A 23,839-nucleotide genomic window follows, 5' to 3' on the forward strand; every position below is an offset into this window, starting at 1 on the left:
GGCATCTCCCGCCTGCACAACCTCGTCCTTGCCGGGTGACGCAGAAACCACCAGGTCACCCGGCACATCAAAGATCATTTACGGGACAGCCCTTAGTGGATCACCGACAAGGTGCGCTGGCTGCGGGAGTGGCGGGCGCCTTCCGGGACGATCGAGGATCGCAACGGCACACAAGCGGAAGACCTGGGCCATGCCCTCTTTGCCCTGACGGCCGGCCTCCAGGATGGCCGGCCGAGGATCGCAATTCTTCTGGCCACGTGGTGACCCGGATGTATCCGAGTCATGGTGGTCGCCCACCGGGGAGGCCGAGGATCGTAACCAAGTCACCGAGAACGGCCGCATGTTCGGCGTGCGTGGCAGTCGTTCTGCAGAATGACCGAAGATCGCAACGTGATGTCGTCGACGACACACAGGTGCGGCATGCACCGTGGCGCTCGCCCTCCGGGATGAGCGAGGATCGCAACGTCGTGTTATGGGGGAAGGGTGCTAACGGCAAGATCGTGGCAGTCGGCCCCTCCGGAGCGACCGCGGATCGCAACAGCAGCCGGTCTTGACGACGGGGCCCCGCGGATCCGAGGTCGCCCTTCGGGGCGACCGCGGATCGCAACAGCCGATGCCTCGGTCAACCCGGTTCGTCGTTGCCTGGCGGACCGAGGACCGCAATGACGATAGCCGCACAGTCGCTGGCATCGTCACCGTGGGATGGCGGTCACCCCCTCTGGGGTGGCCAAGGATCGCAACAACGAACGGCCTTTCATCCGTGCCGAAATCGAGGGAAGGGGGCCGTCCTCCCAGGACGGCCGCGAGCACAACCCCTGTCATGGCAGACAAGCGCCCCGGTCGACACCTCGCGGCGGTCGCTTTCCGTAGTGACCGGGGATCGCAACAGCGCGGCCTTGATCCGCACCAGGCGGGACACGATGTGGCGGTCGCCCTCATGGGCGACCGAGGATCGCAACGTGATGTTGTCGACGACACTCAAATGCGGCATGCACCCTGGGCAGCAGGTCGCCCGTCACCGGGACGGCCAGCCCGCAGCGCAGCGCGGCGTCGGCTTCCCTCTTGGGTAAGGAGGCCGTGTGCTGCTGGAGGCTGCGCAGCACCTCCGGGCCGCAGGGCCGGAACGGATCCGTCAGCTGTGCGACGGCTTCTTCGATCTGCTCCCGGTCACGCTCGTCCCGGATGACGACCACCGGGACACTGTGCTCGTCTTCGATCATCTGGAACTCGCGGTCCACCTCGGGGAAGTCAAGGGCGCGCCGCAGCTTCTGGATGTGCGCTCCCCAGCCCCGCTTCCGGGTCCCCGCCCTGCTGGTACGAATATCGCCGCTGGTAGTAGTGGTGCAGTGCGTCGAGATCGTCCGGCGCGGCGAGCGGATGCGGTCCGAAGAACTGTTTCCCGGTCTGCACCGCGGTGCGGTACTCGTCGCTGCGCGGCCGGCTGCCGTCTGCGGGGTCGAAGACGATGACGGTGCCGGAGGGCAGGCGTCCGTCGCGGTTGCAGCGGCCGGCCGCCTGCTGCAGGGGACTTGTAGGGCTCCGGCGGCGCCCACGCCCGGTACACGCGTGGGAAATCGACGTCCACACCCGCCTCGATCAGACTGGTCGACACCACCTGGACCGGCTCCCCCCGGCCGAGCCTCCAGCGTGACGTCCTGCCCCGTCCGCCACTCGTACTCCACCCTGCGCAGGGAATCGAACAGCGCCGCCGGGTCGTCGATGACCGCTTTCCGCTCCAGCCCCTTCCACGCCGACAGCTCCCAGAACGACGGCTGGGTCGCCGAGACCAGCAGCACCGTGGCCCCGAAGTGATCCACCAGCCCCCGCAGCCCGCTCAGGATCGGCGCGAGAAGACGGTCCGGCAGCGCCTGCACCTCATCCAGGATGATCACCGAGCCGGCCAGATTGTGCAGACGCCGCATCTGCGACGGCTTGTGGGAGAAGAGGGACTCGAACAGCCTGACCGTGGTGGTCACCACGAACGGCGCGTCCCAGTTCTCCGCCGCCAGCTTCGCCGTCCGGGCACGCTGCCGCAACGCCTCGCGCTGCTCCTCGGCCAGCTCGCCGAACCCAGCCCCCTCCACGTCGAGGTCCACGGCACTGTGATGCTCCAGCACCATCGCCGGCCCGCCGCCGGCGTCCTCGGGGTCGAGCAGGTCCCGGTACACGGCCGCGTTCTGCTCCGTGATCGAGATGAACGGCACCGCCAAAACGACACGGCGCTTGCCGTGCTGCGCCGCGTGCCGCAGCGCGAAGGCTCCCGCGGCCATGGTCTTCGCCCCATCGGTGGGGACCTGGAGCACGTACACGCCCGGCTCGCCCGCCGCCGCGCATGCCCGCTCGTACACCGACTGCCGCAGCGCATCCACCGGCGAGGACCCCCGCCCCGCCAGGTACCGCTTGCGCCGGGCCTCATAGCGCTCCACCACCGCCGCCATGTCTGCCGGCTCCCCCACCCGCACCGCCGCACCCTCGAAGTGGGCGGACGTGTCGAGGTAGTCCGCGTCCACAACACAGGAGAACAGCATCCTCACCAGCAGGTCCAGCCCCAGGCCCTGCTCCCGCCTCGGCAGGTCGAGCAGCCAGCCGGGCAGAGCGATCCGCGACGAGCGGTGAATCTCCGGAACGATCCCCTCCACAGCGCGGATCGCCTCCTGAACCCGCGCAGCCTCCGACCCGCCCGGACGGCCCTTGTGCAACTCGTCCGGCAGCCGCCCCGGGTCTAGAAGCCCGCCGTGATGCCCGAACACCACCGTCGCACACGCCAACTGCGTATACCGCTCCGCCAGCACCGTGCCGGCATGCTTGTGCCCAACCCCCACCCTCCCCCACCTCTGCGCGCCTCGACGGCCCGGAGCCCGTCCTGCCACGCACACGCCCCCTTGCCCACGTCGTGCACCAAGGCCAGATACTCCGCCAACTCCCCGGCCCCGAACACCTCCCCGAAACGCCGCGCCAACGCAGCCGAGCCACGCAAGTGGTCCTCCAACGTGTGCCGCACCCCCGAGACACCACTCAGGCTGTGCGCATACAACACACCCGCCACTACACCCTCTCCTCCCCGCCAGATGCACGGCGCCCTCCAGCCGAGACCAAGACCGTATCCGCACCCTCGGACACCAACCGGCTCTCAGACTCCAATCAGCACCCCCAAATCCCTGGTCCGAACCGGGAACACCGAGCCGCGGGGCCGCCCCATCCCTGCTGACCTGGCAGCCACCACCTCTCCAGCATCCCGGTCAAAGCCAGCAGGAGCGTTGAAGACCCGATGGCACAACAGGTCCAACTCACGATCAACGATCGCCCCAGGACAACCGCCAGGAGGCCGCCACACCCTGGCCACCGGCGTGGTGTGCATTGCAACCCTCGGTCGCCCCGGAGGGCGACCGCTAGCCTGGCGCGTACGACATCCCGCAGGCACCTCCCGGATCGTTGCGATCCTCGGCCCCCCGGAGGGTGACCGCCAGCTCGGCGAGGGCGTCTTGCAGCTAACGGGTGGTGAGCTGGTTGCGATCCTCGGTCGCCCCGGAGGAGGACCGCCAGGTCCGACGACCTGATGTCGGTGCACGAGCTGTACGTGTTGCGATCCTGGGCCGCCCCGGAGGACAACCGCCAGCAGCCCGCCGTCTACAACCCGGACACCGGTCAGTGGTTGCGATCCTCGGCCGCCCCGGAGGACGACCGCCAGGGCCCTCGGGGACGCCAGCACCGAGACGGAGATCGCGGTTGCGATCCTCGGTCGCTCCGGAGGACGACCGCCAGTCGGGGAGTGCTGGGGCATGAGGTCTCCAGACATGACGTTGCGATCCTCGGTCGCTCCGGAGGGCGACCGCCAATGCCGGTCCACACCCGCACGCGCCCGGTGTCCGTCTCGTTGCGATCCTCGGTCGCTCCGGAGGGCAACCGCCAGCCCGGGCCCCAGCCGAAGTACTTGAGCTGGGTCTTGGCGTTGCGATCCTCGGGCGCCTCGGAGGGCAACCGCCAGCTCATGATCCACGACGCGTCAGGCGTCTGCATGGGGTTGCGGTCCTCGGTCGCCCCGGAGGACGACCGCCACTCGCCGTGGATGAGCCGGTTCAGCCTGTGGCACAAGTTGCGATCCTCGGTCGCCCCGGAGGGCGACCGCCACCGGGCCGCGTACTGACGACGAGCGGATGTTGCTGGAGTTGCGATCCTCGGTCGCCCCGGAGGGCGACCGCCACGTCCGGCTCTCTGTCCGGCGTATTGAGATCGCCCAGTTGCGATCCTCGGTCGCCCCGGAGGGCGACCGCTACGACCCGCTTCATCGGCACCCGCCTGGGCCTGCAGATGTTGCGATCCTCGGTCGCCCCGGAGGGCGACCGCCACACCGGTACCGGCGGCCAGGCGCCGCCCCCGCGCGAGGTTGCGATCCTCGGTCGCCCCGGAGGGCGACCGCCACCTGGCCGCCAGCGGCTACCTGCACAACGGCAAGTGGTTGCGATCCTCGGTCGCCCCGGAGGGCGACCGCCACGCTGCTTGAGCAGTGAAAACAGCCTACCGCTCACTCCTCTGTGGGTGAGCATCGAGTAACAGAGTTGCTGAATACGGACATACGACTTAGGTGCAATTCGCGTGTCGCGTGTGTGCTTCCGGTTCCGAAGCAGTCATGAGGAAGGAACACTCATCCAACTGTCGGCCGTGTAGCGGACATCATGGTCGTCAAAGTACGCGATCGCCATAGGGAGGCTGGTGGAGGGCCTGCGCTGTGGCGCCCCAGGGTAGGCAACGTCCTGCTCCGCTGGGCCGGCGCCCTTCCGGTCCGGGATCCGGAGCCGGGCTGTCCGGGCCTGGCCGAGAGGTTACAGGGCGCACTGGAGGCCCCGTCGGCCGGACTGGCCGAGCCCGCTCCCCCGGGCGGCCCATGGTCGGTCGCATTACCCGGACAACTGCCTACTTGACTGGTGGCGCTGGCGGCTGCCGTCGCCCAAAACCGCGCCTGGGCAGCAGACAGGCTGGCTCGGGGCTGTGAGCCGGTGACGGTGATGGCTGGGCAAGCGGCCCCGATGTCCCCGGCAGCCCGCCACACCTACGAAACCAGGAGCCCACCTGAACAGCGACGCGATAGACCTGATGCCCCATCAGAACGAGCGTCAAATGAGCGTCAAGATACCTCGCAGAGCGTCATTTGAGCGTCAAGATATCGCCCGTAACGCCCATAGCGCACATCATGCGCACCCACCAAAACCGCAGGTCAGGAGCTCTTCGCGACCGGTTCAAGGATGGCGACGCACTCCACATGGTGCGTCATCGGGAACAAGTCGAACGCCCGCAGCATCCGCACCCGGTACCCGTTCTCCCCGAAGTAGCCCAGGTCCCGGGCCAGTGCCGCGGGGTCGCACGCCACGTAGGCGATGCGGCGGGCGCTCAGGGACGCGAGGTGGCGGACCGTGTCGCGGCCGGCGCCGGCGCGGGGCGGGTCGAGGACGATGAGGTCGACCTCGGTGATGCCGGTACGGGGGAGGACGGATTCGACCTTGCCCTGTTCGATGCGGACGCGGGGGAAGTCGGCCAGGTTGTGGCGCGCGTCCTCGACGGCGCGCTTGCCGGACTCGATGCCGAGGACCGCGCCCTGGTCGCCGAGGCGGTCGGCGAGGGCGCCGGCGAAGAGGCCCACTCCGCAGTAGAGGTCGAGGGCCATCTCGCCCTTGCGCGGGAGCAGGCCCTGCATCACGGCGGTGACGAGGGTGTCCGCCGCCTTCGGGTGGACCTGCCAGAAGCCGCCGGCGCCGACGCGGTGGGTACGGCCGTCCGCGCGCTCGCGGACGAAGGGGCGGCCGTGGACGCGGTGCACGCCGCCGGACTTCTCGTCGACCCGCAGCACCGAGACCGGCTTGTCCAGCTCGACCAGGGGGAGGCGGCCGCCCGGACGCGGGGTGAGGATCACCTGGCGGTCCTGGGAGCCCGTCGCCGCGATCGCCTCGACCGACTCCATGCCGGCCCAGTCGTGCTTCTCGACGCCCAGCTCGGAGACGCCGGGCGCCGCGATCATGCAGTGGTCGATGCGCTCGACCTCGTGCGAGCGGTGGCGGCGCAGCCCCGCGTGGCCCTCGGCGTCGACGGCGTACTGCACCCGGGTGCGCCACTGCGGCACCTCCCCGGCGGGCAGCTTGTCGCCCTCGGCCGGCACCACGGTGCCGTCCCAGCCCGCCTGCTCCGGGGTGAGGCCCGCGAGCCGCCTGAGCTGCTCGGCGAGCACGTCCGCCTTCAGCCGGCGCTGGGCTCCCGGCTTGGCGTGCTGCCAGTCGCAGCCGCCGCAGCGGCCGGGCCCGGCGAAGGGGCAGGGGGCCTCGATGCGGTCCTTGGACGCCTCCAGGATCCGTACGGCGTCCGCGCGCAGGAAGCGGGCGCCCTTCTCGCCCTCGGTCACCTTCGCCACCACCCGCTCGCCGGGCAGCGCGTGCCGCACGAAGAGGACCTGCCCCTCGGCGGTACGGGCGATGCAGTGGCCGCCATGGGCGACGGGGCCGATCTCGACCTCGTACTCCTCGCCCACCAGAGACGTGGTCGGTTCTGCCTGCATGGTGGGTGACTCCAGATCGAGTTGTCGACAGAGGGATACAGCGGGATACGGCGGGGTTCGGAGAAAGACGGCAACGGGTCCGGGGCGGTCGAGCGCAGCCGGTGGACCGACAACAGCCCACCAGTCTACGGCCTCGCCGCCCCGGACCCGAATTCGCGTCCCCGTCAGTCCTTCGCCGACGGCTCCTTCGGCCGCTCCCCCGCCGGGCCGCGGCGCACCGCACCCGGGGCGCTCCACTCCTGGCGCCTGCGGGCCCTGACCCGGGCCGCCTCGGAGGAGGCCAGCTGGTAGGGCACCGAGGTGACCATCACGCCGGGCGTGAACAGCAGGCGGCCCTTGAGGCGCAGGGCGCTCTGGTTGTGCAGCAGGTGCTCGTACCAGTGGCCGACCACGTACTCCGGGATGATCACGGAGACCGCGTCGCGCGGGGACTCCTTGCGCAGCCCCTTGACGTACTCGATCACCGGCCGGGTGACCTCGCGGTAGGGCGAGTCGAGGACCTTGAGCGGTACGTCGATGCCGCGCCGCTCCCACTCGTCGCGCAGCGCCTTCGTCTCGGCCGCGTCCACGTTGACCGTGAGCGCCTCCAGGCTGTCGGAGCGCATCAGCTTGGCGTAGGCCAGGGCCCGCAGGGTCGGGCGGTGGATCTTGGAGATCAGCACCACGGAGTGCACGCGGGAGGGGCGGACCATGTCGTCGTCCGGCTCCTCGGGCGCGGCGATCTCCTCGGCGACGCGGTCGTAGTGCTTGCGGATCGCGGTCATGGTCGCGAAGAAGATGCACATGCCCAGCAGCGCCACCCAGGCACCGTGCGTGAACTTGGTGACCAGCACGACGACCAGCACCAGGCCGGTGAGGAAGGCGCCGAAGGTGTTGATCGCCCGCGAGCGCATCATGTGGCGGCGCTTGGCCTGGTCCTTCTCGACCGCGAGGTGGCGGTTCCAGTGCCGGACCATGCCGGTCTGGCTCAGCGTGAAGGACACGAACACGCCGACGATGTAGAGCTGGATCAGACGCGTGGAGTCGGCGCCGTAGATCACCGTCAACAGCGCGGCGGCGCCGGCGAGCAGCACGATGCCGTTGGAGAAGGCGAGCCGGTCGCCGCGGGTGTGCAGCTGGCGGGGCAGATAGCGGTCCTGGGCGAGGATCGAGCCGAGCAGCGGGAAGCCGTTGTACGCGGTGTTCGCCGCGAGGAACAGCACCAGCGCGGTCGCGGCCGCCAGCACGATGAACAGGAGGCTGCCCTTGCCGAAGACCGCCTCGGCGACCTGGGAGATCACCGGGTTCTGGACGTAGCCGGAGCCGATCGGGTGGCCGTTGTGGATGAGGTCGGTGGCCGGGTTCTCGGCCATGCGCACCTTGGTCGTCGCGGCCAGCGCGATGATGCCGCAGAACATGGTGACGGCCAGCAGGCCCATCATCGCCAGCGTGGTGCCCGCGTTCTTCGACTTGGGCTTGCGGAAGGCCGGGACGCCGTTGGAGATCGCCTCGACGCCGGTGAGCGCCGCGCAGCCGGAGGAGAAGGCGCGCAGCAGCAGGAAGACGAGGGCGAAGCCCGCGAGGCCCTGGTGCTCTGCCCTGATGTGGTAGTCGGCGGTCGGCGCGCGCATGGCGTCGCCGAGCACCAGGCCGCGGAACGCGCCCCAGAGGATCATGACGAAGACGCCGCCGACGAAGACGTACGTCGGGATCGCGAAGAGCTTGCCGGACTCCCTGACGCCGCGCAGGTTCATCAGCGTCAGCAGGACGATCACGGCGGTCGCGCAGAGCACCTTGTGCTCGACCACGAACGGGACGGCCGAGCCGAGGTTCTCGATGCCGGAGGCGATGGAGACCGCGACGGTCAGCACGTAGTCGACGAGCAGGGCGCTCGCGACGGTGAGGCCGGCCTTGGGGCCGAGGTTGGTGGTCGCCACCTCGTAGTCGCCGCCGCCGCTCGGGTAGGCGTGCACGTTCTGGCGGTAGGAGGCGACCACGGTGAACATCAGCACGACGACCGCGACCGCGATCCAGGGGCTGAAGTGGTACGCCGACACGCCCGCGATGGACAGGACCAGCAGAACCTCCCCCGGCGCGTAGGCGACGGAGGACAGCGGGTCGGAGGCGAAGACGGGCAGTGCGATGCGCTTCGGCAGGAGGGTCTCCCCCAGCCGGTCACTGCGCAGTGCGCGCCCGATCAGGATCCGTTTGGGCACGTCGGTCAGTTTGGACACGAGAGAGGATCGTAAGCCTTCGAACTGGCAGCCGCCCACCCTGTCCGCAATATCTTCCCCATGGGTGAACTCGGCAGCGGAGTGATGTACGGATTCCGTGGGACGGACTCGGGTCGTGCCTAGATGGCAAACCCCGTCTGTCACCGACCTGTGGAGGCCCCATGCCGCCGACCGCTGAGCTGATCGGGGCCGTGCTCGCGCTGGCCGGCCTCGGAATCCTGACCTTGTGCAGCGTGCGCAGCATCACTCGCAGATGAGCGGATGGGCCGCGCGAGCGGACCGAGGTGGGTACAGGGGTGCCCGCCGGGGGTGATGCGTGTGTAGCTTGGTCGGCGGTCTGAGAACCTGTTAAGGCCAAGCCAGCGACTCTTTGACATTCGGAAGGACGGTCGTGCACATCGTCATCATGGGCTGCGGGCGAGTAGGCTCCGCTCTCGCCCAGACCCTGGAGCAACAGGGGCACACGGTCGCCGTGATCGACCAGGACCCGACCGCCTTCCGTCGGCTGGGACCGGGGTTCGGGGGCCGCCGGGTCACCGGAGTCGGCTTCGACCAGGACACCCTGCGCGAGGCGGGGATCGAGGAGGCGGGCGCGTTCGCGGCCGTCTCCAGCGGCGACAACTCCAACATCATCTCCGCGCGGGTCGCGCGCGAGATGTTCGGCGTGGAGAACGTGGCCGCCCGCATCTACGACCCCCGGCGCGCCGAGGTCTACCAGCGCCTCGGCATCCCGACGGTGGCCACCGTCCGCTGGACCGCCGACCAGATGCTGCGCCGGCTGCTGCCGTCGGGGGCCGAGCCGCTGTGGCGCGACCCCACCGGCGGGGTACAGCTCGCCGAGGTGCACGCCTCCCCGAAGTGGGTCGGCCACAAGATCAGCAGGTTGCAGGAGGACACGGGCGTCCGGGTGGCGTTCCTGACCCGGCTGGGCGAGGCGATCCTGCCCACCTCCCAGACGGTGTTGCAGGAGGGCGACCTCGTGCACGTGATGATGCGGACGGACGACGTGGACAAGGTCGAGGCGGCGTTCGCCGGGGGCCCGGAAGAGGAGGGCGGTCACTGATGAGGGTCGCCATTGCCGGAGCCGGCGCCGTCGGCCGCTCGATCGCCGCCGAGCTGCTGGAGAACGGCCACGAGGTGCTGCTCGTCGACAAGGCCCCGACCGCCATCTCGGTGGAGCGGGTGCCGCAGGCGGAGTGGCTGCTGGCCGACGCCTGCGAGATCACGTCCCTGGACGAGGCGGCGCTCCAGCGCTGCAACGTGGTGATCGCCGCCACCGGTGACGACAAGGTCAACCTGGTGGTGTCGCTGCTCGCCAAGACGGAGTACGGCGTGCCGCGTGTCGTCGCCCGCGTCAACAACCCCAAGAACGAGTGGCTGTTCAACGAGGCCTGGGGCGTGGACGTGGCCGTCTCCACCCCGCGGCTGATGTCCGCCCTGGTCGAGGAGGCGGTGAGCGTCGGCGACCTGGTGCGGCTGCTGCGCTTCAGCCACGGCGACGCCAACCTGGTGGAGCTGACGCTGCCCGAGGAGTCGGCCCTGGCCGGCACCCAGGTCGGCGACGTGCGCTGGCCGGAGGACACCTCGCTGGTGACCATCATCCGCGGCACCCGGGTGCTGACCCCGTCCCGGGAGGACTCCCTGGAGCCGGGCGACGAGCTGCTCTTCGTGGCGGCGCAGGCCCGGGAGCAGCAGCTGGAGGAGCTGCTGTCGGTGCGCAGGCAGGAAGAGGGCTGACGGCCCCGAGCACATGGAAGGGCGCCCTGGTCACCCAGGGCGCCCTTCGTCGTCATGGCGGCGACGTACTTCCGTACGACGGTGACGTCTGCCGGTGGTGAACGCCTACCGGTGTCCTACCGGCGGTGCCGGCCCGGTGCGGGCTCGCCGGCCTCCGCGGCCAGCGCGGCCTTGCGCTCCTTCTCGGCCTTCTCGGCCTGCTCCTCGGCCTCCATCTCCGCGAAGACGTCGATGGGCGCGGGCGCCTTGGCGAGGAAGACCCAGGTGAGCCAGACGGCCAGCAGGAAGGGCGGGATCTTCAGGGCGATGAGGACCCAGCCGAGCCGGGTGGTGTCGGACCACCAGTACAGCGGGAAGAGGATCGCGCACTTGGCGAGCAGGATCAGGCCCCAGGCCCAACTCGACTTGGCGTAGGCCTTCTTGCGGCCCGGGTTGCGGGTGCGCCAGGAGAGGTTCTCCTTGAAGACCGGGCCCAGCACGACACCGATCAGCGGCACCCCGGCGAGGGTGGTGACGATGTACGCGAGCGCGAGGCCCAGCGTGTAGAGCATGCCGGGCAGGTAGAAGTCCTTGGCGTTGCCGGTGAACATGGCGAACACCACGCCGAAGGCCACGCCGAACACACCGCTGAAGGCGTGCTTGACGGTGTCCTTCATGGCGAGCCGGACCACGACCAGGATCACGGAGACGGCCAGCGCGGCGATCGCCGAGAGGTGCAGGTTCTTGTTGACCGTGTAGATCGCGACGAAGAGGAGGCCGGGCACGACCGTCTCGACCATGCCGCGGACGCCGCCGAAGGCCTCGAACAGCGCCGCCTCCGTCACCGCACGGGCGTCTCCTTCGCCGGGCGCGCCGGGCGGGGTCTGGTCGGTGTCTTCGGTCGGCTTGTCGAGGGACGTCACCGGCTACTCCCGTCCGAGGGGTCGCAGTTCGTACTTCGGGTTGAACAGCACCCGGCGGCCCCGGCTCAGCGAGATCCGGCCCGATGCGATCAGCTTGCGCCCCGGTTCTATGCCCACGATGGAACGCCTGCCGAGCCACACCACGTCCAGCGCCGCGGAGCCGTCGAACAGCTCGGCCTCCAGGGCCGGGACTCCGGCACGCGGACGCAGGGTGACTGTGCGCAAGGTACCAGTTACGGTGACGATCTGCCGGTCCTGGCAGTCGCCGATCTTCGTGCAACCCGCCGTCTCGGCGTCCTCGCGCAGCTCCTCGGACTCCAGGTCCTCCTGCGACGAGGAGAGCCGGTCGAGCATGCGCCGGAACCGGCCGGCCGGCTTTTCGGAACGAGGAACAGCACTCATATCTGAAGCGTACCGGGGCCCAACGGCGGCGCCGTATCCCCGCTCACACTTACCGGTGCGCGCAACCTCACTTCTCGGAACATTCCCGGATCACTTCGCGGGTCGCTTCGCGGTCACTTCTCGAACCGGTAGCCCATTCCGGGCTCGGTGATGAAGTGCCGGGGGTGCGAGGGGTCGGCCTCCAGCTTGCGGCGAAGCTGGGCCATGTAGACGCGCAGGTAGTTCGTCTCGGTGCCGTACGACGGCCCCCACACCTCCTGGAGGAGCTGCTTCTGGCTGACCAGGCGGCCGGTGTTGCGGACCAGCACCTCCAGGAGGTGCCACTCCGTGGGGGTGAGCCGGACGTCCCGTCCGCCGCGGTTGACCTTCTTCGCGGCCAGGTCGACGGTGAACCCCTCGGTCTCCACGGTGGTCATGCCGTCCTCGCCGGCGCCGACCGGCTCGGCGCGGCGTACGGCGGCGCGCAGCCGGGCCAGCAGCTCGTCCATGCCGAACGGCTTGGTGACGTAGTCGTCGGCGCCCGCGTCCAGGGCCTCGACCTTCTCGTCGGAGGTGTGACGCGCGGACAGCACGAGGATCGGCACCCGGGTCCAGCCGCGCAAACCCTTGATCACCTCGACGCCGTCCATGTCGGGCAGGCCCAGGTCGAGGACGACCACGTCGGGGTGGCGGGAGGCGGCGAGGTCGAGGGCGGTCCTGCCGTCGGCGGCCGCGTCGACCTCGTACTTGCGTGCCTTGAGGTTGATCACGAGGGCGCGCACGATCTGCGGCTCGTCGTCGACCACGAGGACCCGCGTGGGGGTCCGGTCCCCGCTCGGGCTCAGCATAGGGTCTGCCTTTCTCGTTCCGCGCCGCCCGGCCCATCGTCGCCGGAGGCGGGTTCCGCGCCGCCCGGGACGGGGGTGGCCGCCGCTCCGGGGGATTCTGTCACCGGTTCCGTCCCGTGGGCGCTGCGCAGGCTCAGGACCATGGTGAGGCCGCCGCCGGGTGTGTCCTCCGCGTTCAGGGTCCCGCCCATGGCCTCGGCGAAACCGCGGGCGACGGCGAGGCCGAGCCCGACGCCCGCACCGCGCGGGGCGTCGCCGTAGCGCTGGAAGGGTTCGAAGATACGGTCCTTGGCCGCGTCCGGCACGCCGGGCCCGCGGTCCACCACGCGGACCTCGACCCGGTCGGCGAGGGCGCTGGCGGAGACCAGGACGCGCCGGCCGGGCGGGCTGTACTTGACGGCGTTCTCCACGAGGTTGGCCACCGCGCGCTCCAGCAGCCCGGGGTCGGCCAGGATGATCGGCAGGGTCTCGGGCACGTCCAGTTCGACGCTGTCCTCCGGCACGCCGCCCAGGGCCATCGGTACGACCTCGTCCACGTCGATCTCGCGGATCAGCGGGGTGACGGTGCCGGTGTTCAGGCGGGACATGTCCAGGAGGTTGCCGACGAGGTGGTCGAGCCGGTCGGCGCCCTCCTCGATGCCCTCCAGCAGCTCGGCCCGGTCCTCCTCGGACCAGTCGACGTCGGCGGAGCGCAGGGAGGAGACGGCGGCCTTGATCCCGGCGAGCGGAGTGCGCAGGTCATGGCTCACGGCGGCCAGCAGGGCGGTGCGGATGCGGTTGCCCTCGGCGAGCGCGCGGGACCGGTCGGCCTCCTCCCGCAGGCGCCTGCGGTCGAGCACGACGGCGGCCTGGGCGCCGAAGGCGGCGAGCACCCTGCGGTCCTCGGCGGGCAGCACCCGGCCGGTCAGGGCGAGGGCCATGTGGTCGCCGACGGGCATGTCGACGTCGGCGTCCTCCGGGCGCTCCAGGGCGGGCCCGAGGCCGGCGCGGCCCGCGCAGGTCCACGGCTCGACGTCGCTCTGCCGCTCCAGCAGGGCGGCCGACTCCATGGCGAAGGTCTCGCGGAGCCGCTCCAGCAGCTCCTCCAGGCTGGTCTCGCCGCGCAGCACGTTGCCGGCGAGGAAGGACAGGATCTCGGACTCGGCGCGCAGCCGGGCCGCCTGGTGGGTGCGGCGGGCGGCGAGGTCCACCACGGAGGCGACCGACACGGCGACGCCGAAGAAGATCACTATGGCGACGATGTTCTTCGGGTCGGCGATGGTGAAGCGGTGCAGGGGCGGCGTGTAGAAGTAGTTCAGCAGCAGCGAGCCGAAGGCCACCGAGGCGAGGGCGGGCAGCAGGCCGCCGAGCAGGGCCGCCGCGACCGTGACGGCCAGGAACAGCAGCATGTCGTTGGCGAGGCCGATGTCGACGCTGTTCAGCACCAGCGCGAGCACGGCCGGTCCCGCGATCCCCATGGCCCAGCCCGAGATGATCCGCGTACGGCCGAGCCGGGCGCCGCGGGCCACGGGCAGTCCGCGGCCCTTGGCGACCGCCTCGTGGGTGACGATGTGGACGTCGAGGTCGGGGCCGGAGTCGCGGGCGACGGTGGCGCCGACGCCGGGTCCGAAGACGTACTGCCAGGCCTTGCGGCGCGAGGAGCCGAGCACGATCTGGGTGGCGTTGACGCCGCGGGCGAAGTCCAGGAGCGCGGCCGGTATGTCGTCGCCGACCACGTGGTGGAAGGTGCCGCCGAGGTCCTCCACGAGGGTGCGTTGCACGGCCAGCTCCTTCGGGGAGGCGGCCGTCAGCCCGTCGCTGCGGGCGATGTAGACGGCGAGGACCTCGCCCCCGGCGCCCTTCTCGGCGAGCCGGGCGGCCCGGCGGATGAGCGTGCGGCCCTCGGGTCCGCCGGTCAGCCCGACCACGATCCGCTCGCGCGAACCCCAGATCTTCGAGACCCGGTGATCGCTGCGGTACTGCTTCAGGTACTCGTCCACCCGGTCGGCGACCCACAGCAGCGCCAGCTCGCGCAGGGCGGTGAGGTTGCCGGGGCGGAAGTAGTTGGACAGCGCCGCGTCGACCTTGTCGGGCTGGTAGATGTTCCCGTGCGCCATCCGGCGGCGCAGCGCCTCCGGGGACATGTCGACCAGCTCGATCTGAGCGGCCCGCCGTACGACCTCGTCGGGCACGGTCTCGCGCTGCCGCACCCCGGTTATGGACTCGACCACGTCGCCGAGTGATTCCAGGTGCTGGATGTTGACGGTCGAGACGACGTCGATCCCGGCGGCGAGCAGCTCCTCGACGTCCTGCCACCGCTTGGCGTTGCGCGAGCCGGGGATGTTGGTGTGCGCGAGTTCGTCCACCAGGGCGACGGCGGGCGCCCTGCGCAGCACGGCGTCGACGTCCATCTCCCCGAAGACGCCCCCGCGGTACTCCAGCTCCTTGCGAGGCACCTGTTCGAGGCCGTGCAGCATCACCTCGGTGCGCGGCCGCTCGTGGTGCTCCACGAACGCCACCACGCAGTCCGTGCCGCGCTCGGTTCGGCGGTGCGCCTCGGCGAGCATCGCGTACGTCTTTCCGACCCCCGGCGCCGCCCCGAGATAGATCCGCAGCTTCCCGCGTGCCATGGCTCCATTGTCTTCCGCTCACCCCTGCCTACGCAGCGTCGACCTTACGGCCAACGACGGGGACGAAGGGGATAGGGCCGGGCATGCCGGGGGTCTTTGACGAAACCCTGATGGGGGTGGGGATCAGGGAGTCACCAGGGTGCCGTCGCGCAGTTCCAGGACGCGGTCGGCCAGGTCGAGCAGGGTGGGGTCGTGGGTGGCGACGAGGGCGCAGGGGCGCGGCTCCGGGGAGTCGGTGTGGACGACGCCGTGCAGGAGCCGCATGACGGAGTGGGCGGTCTCCGCGTCCAGTTGGCCGGTCGGTTCGTCGGCGATCAGGAGGGCGGGGCGGTTGGCGAGGGCGCGGGCGACGGCCACGCGTTGCTGCTGGCCGCCGGAGAGTTCGCCGGGCCGCTGGGCGGCGTGCGGGGCCAGCCCGACGAGGGACAGCAGGAGGCCGACCCGCTCGTCGCGCTCGCGCGGGTCGGTGCGGCGCAGCCGCAGCGGTACGCCCACGTTCTCGGCCGCCGTCAGGATGGGGATCAGCCCGAAGGACTGGAAGACGAACCCGATCCGGTCCCGGCGCAGTCGCAGCAGTTCGTTCTCGCCCAGCTCCGCCAGCCGCCGGCCGTCCACCTCGACCCGCCCCCGGTCCGGCGTGTCCAGGCCGCCGACGAGGTTGAGCAAGGTCGTCTTCCCCGACCCCGAGCGGCCCTTGAGGGCGACCAGTTCTCCGGGTGCCACCTCGAAGGAGACGCCGCGCAGGGCGTGCACGGCCGTGGCCCCGCGCCCGTACGACTTGTGGACCCCCGCCACCCGCACCATGGCCATGCCGCCCCCCGGAAGCCCCTGGGGCGCCAGTATCCCGGCCCGCCGGCCGGCCGACAACGCCCGCGGCTCCCCCGGCCACGAAAAACGGGCCGCACCCCGAAGGCGCGGCCCGTCCGTCGAAACCGTCAGCGGACTTCCGTGATCTCCGGTCCCCGCTGCAACTGACCCATACCGCCGGAGAACCGCGAACCCTCCTCCTGCTGGACCCCCTCGGGAACCATCTGGGCGTCGTTCGGCAGCTTGAGGACGATCGGGTCGCGGGGCGCCATCGGGCCCTCGCCGCGGACCACGACCGTGTCCCGGAAGATCTGCTCCAGCAGCCCGGCGGCCTGCGGCTGCACCGCGCCCTGCCCGGAGATCACGCCGCGCAGGAACCAGCGGGGGCCGTCGACGCCGACGAACCGCACCACCTGGAAACCACCCGTGCCGTCCGGCAGCTGCACCGGCACCTGGGCCCGCAGCTCCCAGCCGAGCGGGCCCTCGACCTCGTCGACGATGCCCCCCTGCTGGGTGATCCCGCTCGCGATCTCCTCGCGGACCTCGCCCCAGATGCCCTCGCGCTTGGGCGCGGCGAAGGCCTGGAGCTGGACGGCGCTGTCCTGCAGGACGACGGTCGCGGCGACGATCGCGTCACCCGCGACCTCGACCCGCAGCTCCATGCCGTCCACGCCCGGCACGAACAGACCGCCGAGATCCACGCGGCCCTCGGCCGGGTCGCGCACCTCGGTGCTGTCCCACGGCCCGTCGGGCCGGGGGCCGGGCTCCAGCCGGACGCGCTCGCGCTCGGCCTCAGCTTCCTCGTCCGCCTCGGTGTCGACGCTGTCGACGACCTGCTCGGCCTCGCCGGCCGCGTCCTCGGCGGCACCCTTCTTGTTGCGACGTCCGAACACGTCACTGTCCTTCCCGGTCGGATACGACCGAAGCGTATCGATTCCCACCCGTCGGACCGCCCTCGGCGGACCGACCGCTTGTGCCGCTCTCGTCGCCCACCGCGACATGGCCACCGGTGGACCCGAAGCCCCCTTCGGCCCGCGCGGAGCCGGGAAGCTCCGCGACCTCCTGGAAGCGGACCCTCTCGACCTGCTGGACGACCAGTTGGGCAATCCGGTCGAAGCGCTCGAACCGCACGCTCTCGCGCGGGTCGAGATTCACCACGATCACCTTGATCTCCCCACGGTACCCGGCATCAACCGTCCCTGGAGCATTCACCAGGGCGACACCGCAGCGGGCCGCGAGACCGGACCGCGGGTGCACGAAGGCCGCGTACCCCTCCGGGAGGGCGATCGACACCCCCGTGGGCAGAACGGCCCGCTCACCGGGGGCCAGCTCGCACGCCTGCGTGGTGCGCAGATCGGCGCCGGCGTCCCCGGGGTGCTCGTACGCCGGAAGCGGCACGTCCGGGTCCACGCGCCGGATCAGCACGTCCAGCGGGGGACGGCCGGCGGGACTTCCGGGCGTCCGGGGGCTCACGGGTTCACCTCGAAGGCACGGGCCCGCCGCACCTGGTCGGGGTCGCTCATCGCGGCCTCGATCTCCTTGGGGCGGCCGTGTTCGGTGAAGTGGTCGACCTTCACCTCGATGAAGAGGGCGTCGGCGCGGACGGCGACCGGCCCGTCGGGGCCGTCGAGGCGGCCGACGGCGCTGGAGTAGATCTTCCGCCCGGCGACGGCGGTGACCTCGGCCGTCAGATGGAGCGTGGTGCCGACGGGCACGGGCCGCACGTAGTCGGTCTCCAGCCGTCCGGTCACGGCGATGGTCCGCAGCAGCCAGTTCAGCGAGCCCAGGGTCTCGTCCAGGGCGGTGGCCAGCACCCCGCCGTGCGCGAGGCCGGGAGCGCCCTGGTGGGCGGCCTGGACGGTGAACTCGGCGGTCAGCGTGACGCCCTCGCCGGCCCGTGCCTCCAGGTGCAGCCCGTGCGGCTGCCCGGGGCCGCAGCCGAAGCAGTGTTCGTAGTGGGCGCCGAGGAGCTCCCCGGGCGCGGGCGCGTCGGGGTGCCGTACCGGTTTCACCGCGTCGGCTGGGGGCTGAAGGCTTGCGGAACTACCACTCACGAGCGCAGACCTTACAGCCCGCCCGCCACCCGTCACCGCCCCGCCTGACAGCGCTTCGCGTCGGCCCCACCCTCGTTCCGGCGCGTACAGGATCCCGTGCCAAGCTTGGTTTCATGCAGCTCTCCGCCACCCCCTACGAAGAACGCCTCACCGCCCCCCGCTCGTGGTGGCTGATCAGCTTCTTCGTGGGCGTCTCCTTCGCCCTGATCCTCTTCCCGTTCGGCACCCTGCCGATCCTCGGCGGCCTGGTCGGCGGTACGGCCGCGGCCGCGGTGGTCGCCAGCTCGTACGGTTCCCCGCGCATCCGCGTGGTGGGCGACTCGCTGATCGCGGGGGAGGCGAAGATCCCGGTGTCGGCGCTGGGCGAGTCGGAGGTGCTGGAGCCGGAGGAGGCCCGCGCCTGGCGCACGCACAAGGCCGATGTCCGCGCGTTCCTGCTGCTGCGCGCGTACATCCCGAGGGCCCTGCGGGTGATCGTCACGGATCCCGAGGACCCGACGCCGTACCTGTACCTGTCGACGCGGGAGCCGGAGCAGTTGGCGGCGGCGATCGAGGCGGCGCGGAAGGCGCACGCCCACAGCTCCACGGAGAGCTAGCAACCCGCCGCCTCGGAACATCCCCGGGGCATTGCTCGGCGCACCCCTCAACGGCCTCGAACGGGCTCAGGAGGGGGCGTAGCGGGCTCGGGGCGGGCTCAGAGCCCCTTCGGGAGGTCGCGCAGTCTCAGGGGCTTCGCAGGCTGTTCCAGGGGCGGCAGCTGCTCCAGCTCCTCCCAGGGCACCTGGACCTTGCGCAGGTCGGCGCGGACGCGGGCCGCGAGTCTTCTGGTGTCCCGGCGGTTCAGGACCGCCCCGACCGCGGCGCCCACCATGAACGGCATCAGCGTGGGCATGTCCCGCACCATCCGCTTCATGATCTGCTGGCGCAGTTCGCGCTTCATGCGGCCGCCGAGGGCCGCGTCGTACGTCGACGGCTTCATCACGTCGATGCCGCGCTCCCCCGACCAGGAGGACAGATACGCGGTGCTGCGGACCTTGAGGCCGCCCGGCGGGCGGACGCCGTAGACCTCGTGCAGTTCCGCGATGAGCTTCAGTTCGACCGCCGCGACCCCGGTGATCTCCGCGGCCAGTTCGGTCGGCAGGGCGGGCGGTACGGGCAGCATCGCCGCCGCGCCGATCCCGGCCCCGATGGTCGAGGTCCCGGCCGCGGCGCCCGCCACCAGCTTGTCGGCCAGCTCCTCGGGTCCCAGGCCCGGGAACTGCCTGCGCAGGGCCGCGAGGTCGCGTACGGGCACCCGCGGGGCGATGTCGATGACGCGGTCCGCGAGATACGCCAGACCCGCGCGAGCGCGGTCACCGCTCCTGCGGGCGCCTTCCCGGGCGATGACCCGGGCCTTGCCCCGGATGACACGCGCCCGCCGCCTGGCGACAGGCGCGCGCCCCCGCTTCGGCACCGGGTGGTCGGCCCGGTCCGCCGTCGGTTCGAGCGTGGCTCCCGGGTCCGGGGAGCCACGCCCGTCGTCACGCGCGCCGAGTGGGCCGTCGAGCGGCCCTTGGTCCGCTTTCCGCAGGGGGAAGCGGCGCTTCCGGGGAGGGGTCGAGCCAGTCATGGCCGACCCGTCCTCAGTCGCAGTCGCGGCAGATCGGCTGACCGTTCTTCTCGCGGGCCAGCTGGCTGCGGTGGTGGACCAGGAAGCAGCTCATGCAGGTGAACTCGTCCTGCTGCTTCGGCAGGACCCGGACGGCCAGTTCCTCGTTCGAGAGGTCCGCTCCGGGCAGTTCCAGCCCCTCGGCGGCCTCGAACTCGTCGACGTCGACCGAGGATGTGGTCTTGTCGTTGCGCCGAGCCTTCAGTTCTTCCAGGCTGTCCGAGTCGACGTCATCGTCGGTCTTGCGTGGAGTGTCGTAGTCGGTTGCCATATCGCTCTCCCCCTCTGGGTGTCTGCGGTGTCTCCAGCGCACGTAACGCGTGAGAGGCCGGACTTGTGCCCGACCTGAGGCGGAGATTTTGCCTCACATCAAGGGCTGTTACTCAATCGACACCCAACCCGATCCCTCAAGAGTGATCGGCTTGGATGGCGGTGAGGACCGTACACGCTTCGAATACCGCACCTCAAAGGCGCCCCATCGTGTACTTCCCGTGATCAAGAGCCCTGAAAACCAGGACTTTCCGGGCTTTCCAGCCCCTGTCATGATCACTGACAGTACATGGCCGGAAATCCGCCCATGTGATCGATCACACAGAGGCAAGCCCATTCAGCCTCTGGAAAATTCCGCGTGCAGCGAACATTTCTCGTGCGTGTCGATGGATCGGCCGTGGATCACAGCGGAAGTGTCACACGCATCACGAGTCCACCCCCCTCTCGGGGCTGCGCCACGATGTGCCCGCCGTGCGCCCTCGCCACGGACCGCACGATGGAGAGGCCGAGGCCGACGCCCTTGTCGCTGCCCGTGCGCTCGGTGCGCAGCCGCCTGAAGGGCTCGAAGATGTTGTCGATCTCGTACGCCGGAACCACCGGGCCGGTGTTCGAGACGGTGAGCACCGCCTGTCCGTGCTGGACCTCGGTGTCCACCTGGACCCACCCCTCCTCGACCACGTTGTACCGCACGGCGTTCTGGACGAGGTTCAGGGCGATCCGCTCCAGGAGCACGCCGTTTCCCTGCACGACGGCCGGTTTCCGCTCGCCGCGGATCACCACGCCCTTGGCCTCCGCCTCGGAACGCACCTGGTCGATCGCCTGGCCCGCCACCTCGGCCAGGTCGACCGGTTTGCGCTCCACTATCTGGTTGTCGCTGCGGGCGAGCAGCAGCAGGCCCTCGACCAGCTGCTCGCTGCGCTCGTTGGTGGCCAGCAGCGTCTTGCCGAGCTGCTGGAGCTCCACCGGCGCGCCCGGGTCGGAGAGGTGGACCTCCAGGAGGGTGCGGTTGATCGCGAGCGGGGTGCGCAGCTCGTGCGAGGCGTTGCCGACGAAGCGCTGCTGGGCGGTGAAGGCCCGCTGGAGGCGCTCCAGCATCTCGTCGAAGGTGTCCGCCAGCTCCTTGAGCTCGTCGTCCGGGCCGTCCAGCTCGATCCGGCGGGACAGGTCCGAGCCCGCCACCGCGCGGGCGGTGCGGGTGATCCGGCCGAGCGGGGACAGCACCCGGCCGGCCATCGCGTACCCGAACGCGAAGGCGATGACGGCGAGGCCCAGCAGGGCCAGCAGGGAGCGGCTGAGCAGGTTGTCCAGGGCGGCCTGGCGCTGGTGGTCCACGCACTGGCTGATCGCGTCGTTGAAGTCCGCCAGCGGCAGGCTGGTGGTGTTGATCGCGGGACAGTTGTCGCTGGAGACCTTCAGCTCCTGGAAGCTGACGATCTTGAACAGCGGCTGGTTGCCGGTGCTGATGGCCTGCGCGGCGAGCAGGTAGATGATCGACAGCAGCAGGATGCCGGCGATCAGGAACATGCCGCCGTACAGCAGCGTGAGCCGTATGCGGATGGTGGGCCGCAGCCAGGGGAAGGGCGGCTGGGGCCGCCGCGGGTCCCAGGTGGGCTTCGGGGGCGCCTGCGGGGGCGCGGGGGTCGTGGCCATGGCGGGTCAGATCCGGTAGCCGGAGCCGGGCACGGTGACGATCACGGGGGGCTCGCCGAGTTTGCGGCGCAGGGTCATGACCGTCACCCGGACCACGTTGGTGAACGGGTCGGTGTTCTCGTCCCAGGCCTTCTCCAGCAGCTGTTCCGCCGAGACGACCGCGCCCTCGCTGCGCATCAGCACCTCCAGGACCGCGAACTCCTTGGGCGCGAGCTGGACCTCCTTGCCGTCGCGGAACACCTCGCGGCGGTTCGGGTCCAGCTTGATGCCCGCGCGCTCCAGGACGGGCGGCAGGGGCACGCTGGTGCGGCGGCCGAGGGCGCGCACGCGGGCGATCAGCTCGCTGAACGCGAACGGCTTGGGCAGATAGTCGTCGGCGCCGATCTCCAGGCCCTCGACGCGGTCGCTGACGTCTCCGGAGGCGGTGAGCATGAGCACCCGGGTGGGCATGCCGAGCTCGACGATCTTGCGGCAGACGTCGTCGCCGTGCACGAGGGGGAGGTCGCGGTCGAGGACGACCACGTCGTAGTCGTTGACGCCGATGCGCTCCAGGGCGGCCGCGCCGTCGTACACGACGTCGACGGCCATGGCCTCCCGGCGCAGTCCGGTGGCCACCGCATCGGCGAGCAGCTGCTCGTCCTCGACGACGAGTACGCGCACGTCCGTTGTCCTTCCTGTGTCCACCCGCGTAGCGCTCCGGGGCGCCGCCGCGGGCAGGGGTGTTCGTGGAGTGTGACCTCCATCCTGCCCTTTTCGGTCATAAGTCGGCTGTAAGCGGGGGGGCCGGACCGCAGGGACGGGCGTCGGGGGCGGGAATACGAGATTTTCTCCACCGTTGAGGTTTCCGGGACGGGAGGCGGGGGGAGGACGGGTTTACACCCCGCGATCACGCTCTGCATGTGCCGCAGCACCATGCGGTACCTCACGATCCGCTTGTGCAGGGCGGGCGCGGGTGTCCGGCACCGTAGCCGCCCGGCCGGGCGCGCCGGGCACCTGCGGGAGACGTGATCGTCCTTTCCCACGGCACACCCCCGTGCCACCGACCCACCGACCCAGGACGAGGGGGCGCAGCATGGACGCTTTCACCGCAGGACTTCTCCAGCGCATAAAGACGACCGAGTCCGACCTGTCGCGGGCCCGCGACGAGGGCGACGACTTCCTCGTGGAGGTGGAGCAGGCAGAGCTGGACGACCTGCGCCGCCTCGCCGCCGAACACGGTGTGGAGGTCGGCGCCTCGCGCGTCTGACCGGCCGAGCGCGCAGGCGCGGCAGCGGTATGCGAAGGGACCCCGGCGAATCCAGCGCCGGGGTCCCTTCGCGTCGTACGGGCGGGGCGTCAGCCGTCCGCGTCGGACCGTCCGTCGCGCCAGGCCCCGAAGTCCTCCAGCAGCCCCTGGAGGGGCTCGAAGACGCCCGGGGTCCCCGCGACCGTCAGTTCCCGTGACGGGGCCTCTCCGGGCCGTCCACCGGTCAGCGCGCCCGCCTCCCGGGCGATGAGGTCCCCCGCCGCGTAGTCCCAGGGGTTCAGTCCGCGCTCGTAGTACCCGTCGAGCCGGCCGCAGGCCACGTCGCACAGGTCGATGGCCGCGGAGCCGCCGCGCCGGATGTCCCTGACCAGCGGGATGATCCTGGCGGCCACCTCGGCCTGGTGGGTCCGGACGTGGCCGACGTAGTTGAAGCCCGTGGAGACCAGCGCCTGGTCCAGCGGGGGCGCGGGGCGGCAGGCGAGCGCCCGTTCGCCCTCCCACGCGCCGGTGGCCCAGGCGCCGCCACCGCGTACCGCGTGGTAGGTCTCACCGCGCATCGGGGCCGCGACGACCCCGGCGACGGTCTCGCCGTCCTGTTCGGCCGCGATGGACACCGCCCAGGTGGGCAGGCCGTAGAGGTAGTTCACGGTGCCGTCGAGCGGGTCGATCACCCAGCGCACACCGCTGGTGCCGGCGGCGGAGGCGCCCTCCTCGCCGAGGAAACCGTCGTCGGGGCGCTGCCCGGCGATCAGATCGGTGATCAGCTTCTCGGCCGCGATGTCCATCTCGGTGACGACGTCGATCGGGCTGGACTTGGTCCGGGCCACGGCGAGGTCGGCCGGGCGGCCGTCCCGCAGCAGCTCGCCGGCGCGGCGGGCGGCCTCCTGGGCCAGCCGCAGCAGTTCCCGGTGCAGGGCGTCGGTCACGGGTCTC

General features: G+C 70.9%; 20 protein-coding genes. 4 read left to right on the forward strand and 16 right to left on the reverse strand.

What is annotated here, in order from left to right; translation table 11 throughout:
• Nucleotides 1-935: 935 nt before the first annotated feature.
• The 3 genes from AB0927_RS18885 to AB0927_RS18895 form a co-directional block, all read right to left on the reverse strand.
• Nucleotides 936-2,822 carry a DEAD/DEAH box helicase gene (locus AB0927_RS18885; protein ID WP_366668750.1) on the reverse strand — a complete coding sequence of 629 codons (1,887 nt, stop codon included), beginning with the start codon at nt 2,820-2,822 and terminating at the stop codon, nt 936-938.
• Between the two features lie 2,390 nt (nt 2,823-5,212).
• Complete coding sequence (locus AB0927_RS18890) at nt 5,213-6,541, reverse strand: TRAM domain-containing protein (RefSeq protein WP_366668751.1); 1,329 nt, start codon at nt 6,539-6,541, stop codon at nt 5,213-5,215.
• A 164-nt stretch (nt 6,542-6,705) separates the two neighbouring features.
• Complete coding sequence (locus AB0927_RS18895; RefSeq protein ID WP_366668752.1) at nt 6,706-8,754, reverse strand: APC family permease; 2,049 nt, start codon at nt 8,752-8,754, stop codon at nt 6,706-6,708.
• 391 nt (nt 8,755-9,145) lie between these two features.
• Here AB0927_RS18895 and AB0927_RS18900 point away from each other — a divergent pair, with 391 nt between their 5' ends.
• Complete coding sequence (locus tag AB0927_RS18900; protein WP_366668753.1) at nt 9,146-9,817, forward strand: TrkA family potassium uptake protein; 672 nt, start codon at nt 9,146-9,148, stop codon at nt 9,815-9,817.
• Complete coding sequence (locus tag AB0927_RS18905) at nt 9,817-10,491, forward strand: TrkA family potassium uptake protein (protein WP_366668754.1); 675 nt, start codon at nt 9,817-9,819, stop codon at nt 10,489-10,491. The genes AB0927_RS18900 and AB0927_RS18905 overlap by 1 nt, the downstream gene beginning before the upstream one ends.
• A 116-nt stretch (nt 10,492-10,607) precedes the next feature.
• On the opposite strand, the gene AB0927_RS18910 is transcribed toward AB0927_RS18905, so the two are convergent.
• From AB0927_RS18910 to AB0927_RS18945, 8 genes are all read right to left on the reverse strand, one after another.
• On the reverse strand, nt 10,608-11,393 hold the full coding sequence (locus AB0927_RS18910; RefSeq protein ID WP_366668755.1) for a DUF3159 domain-containing protein: 786 nt from the start codon (nt 11,391-11,393) through the stop codon (nt 10,608-10,610).
• Nucleotides 11,394-11,396: 3 nt separating this feature from the next.
• The gene (locus AB0927_RS18915) at nt 11,397-11,795 is read right to left on the reverse strand and encodes an OB-fold nucleic acid binding domain-containing protein (protein WP_366668756.1); all 399 of its coding nucleotides are present in this window, start codon (nt 11,793-11,795) and stop codon (nt 11,397-11,399) included.
• A gap of 113 nt (nt 11,796-11,908) precedes the next feature.
• A complete protein-coding gene (locus tag AB0927_RS18920) occupies nt 11,909-12,622 on the reverse strand; it encodes a response regulator (protein ID WP_366668757.1) in 714 nt (237 codons plus the stop codon).
• The gene (locus tag AB0927_RS18925; RefSeq protein WP_366668758.1) at nt 12,616-15,231 is read right to left on the reverse strand and encodes a sensor histidine kinase KdpD; all 2,616 of its coding nucleotides are present in this window, start codon (nt 15,229-15,231) and stop codon (nt 12,616-12,618) included. Before AB0927_RS18925 ends, AB0927_RS18920 begins: the two co-directional genes overlap by 7 nt.
• Before the next feature lie 123 nt (nt 15,232-15,354).
• Nucleotides 15,355-16,041: an ABC transporter ATP-binding protein gene (locus AB0927_RS18930; RefSeq protein ID WP_366668759.1), complete on the reverse strand. Its 687-nt coding sequence runs from the start codon at nt 16,039-16,041 to the stop codon at nt 15,355-15,357.
• Between the two features lie 125 nt (nt 16,042-16,166).
• The gene (locus AB0927_RS18935) at nt 16,167-16,931 is read right to left on the reverse strand and encodes a DUF3710 domain-containing protein (protein ID WP_366668760.1); all 765 of its coding nucleotides are present in this window, start codon (nt 16,929-16,931) and stop codon (nt 16,167-16,169) included.
• 1 nt (nt 16,932) lies between these two features.
• Nucleotides 16,933-17,511, reverse strand: coding sequence for a dUTP diphosphatase (gene dut / locus AB0927_RS18940; protein ID WP_366668761.1), 579 nt, complete (start codon nt 17,509-17,511; stop codon nt 16,933-16,935).
• Complete coding sequence (locus tag AB0927_RS18945; protein WP_366668762.1) at nt 17,508-18,092, reverse strand: PaaI family thioesterase; 585 nt, start codon at nt 18,090-18,092, stop codon at nt 17,508-17,510. The genes dut and AB0927_RS18945 overlap by 4 nt, the downstream gene beginning before the upstream one ends.
• 113 nt (nt 18,093-18,205) lie before the next feature.
• Between AB0927_RS18945 and AB0927_RS18950 the strand changes: the two genes are divergently transcribed.
• On the forward strand, nt 18,206-18,688 hold the full coding sequence (locus AB0927_RS18950) for a DUF3093 domain-containing protein (RefSeq protein ID WP_366668763.1): 483 nt from the start codon (nt 18,206-18,208) through the stop codon (nt 18,686-18,688).
• 98 nt (nt 18,689-18,786) lie between these two features.
• On the opposite strand, the gene AB0927_RS18955 is transcribed toward AB0927_RS18950, so the two are convergent.
• The 4 genes from AB0927_RS18955 to AB0927_RS18970 form a co-directional block, all read right to left on the reverse strand.
• Entirely contained in the window at nt 18,787-19,701 is a 915-nt protein-coding gene (locus AB0927_RS18955; protein WP_366668764.1) for a hypothetical protein, read from the reverse strand.
• 13 nt (nt 19,702-19,714) lie between these two features.
• A complete protein-coding gene (locus tag AB0927_RS18960) occupies nt 19,715-20,011 on the reverse strand; it encodes a DUF4193 domain-containing protein (RefSeq protein ID WP_053655247.1) in 297 nt (98 codons plus the stop codon).
• Nucleotides 20,012-20,412: 401 nt separating this feature from the next.
• Nucleotides 20,413-21,660, reverse strand: coding sequence for a HAMP domain-containing sensor histidine kinase (locus tag AB0927_RS18965; RefSeq protein WP_366668765.1), 1,248 nt, complete (start codon nt 21,658-21,660; stop codon nt 20,413-20,415).
• 6 nt (nt 21,661-21,666) lie between these two features.
• Complete coding sequence (locus tag AB0927_RS18970; RefSeq protein ID WP_003993508.1) at nt 21,667-22,320, reverse strand: response regulator transcription factor; 654 nt, start codon at nt 22,318-22,320, stop codon at nt 21,667-21,669.
• 412 nt (nt 22,321-22,732) lie between these two features.
• Between AB0927_RS18970 and AB0927_RS18975 the strand changes: the two genes are divergently transcribed.
• A complete protein-coding gene (locus AB0927_RS18975) occupies nt 22,733-22,906 on the forward strand; it encodes a hypothetical protein (protein ID WP_285553251.1) in 174 nt (57 codons plus the stop codon).
• 89 nt (nt 22,907-22,995) lie between these two features.
• Here the strand turns inward: AB0927_RS18975 and AB0927_RS18980 are convergent, their stop codons facing one another.
• On the reverse strand, nt 22,996-23,832 hold the full coding sequence (locus AB0927_RS18980) for an inositol monophosphatase family protein (RefSeq protein WP_366668766.1): 837 nt from the start codon (nt 23,830-23,832) through the stop codon (nt 22,996-22,998).
• Nucleotides 23,833-23,839 lie beyond the last annotated feature (7 nt).

The organism is Streptomyces sp. NPDC048106 (assembly GCF_040706415.1).
Lineage (GTDB): Bacteria > Actinomycetota > Actinomycetes > Streptomycetales > Streptomycetaceae > Streptomyces.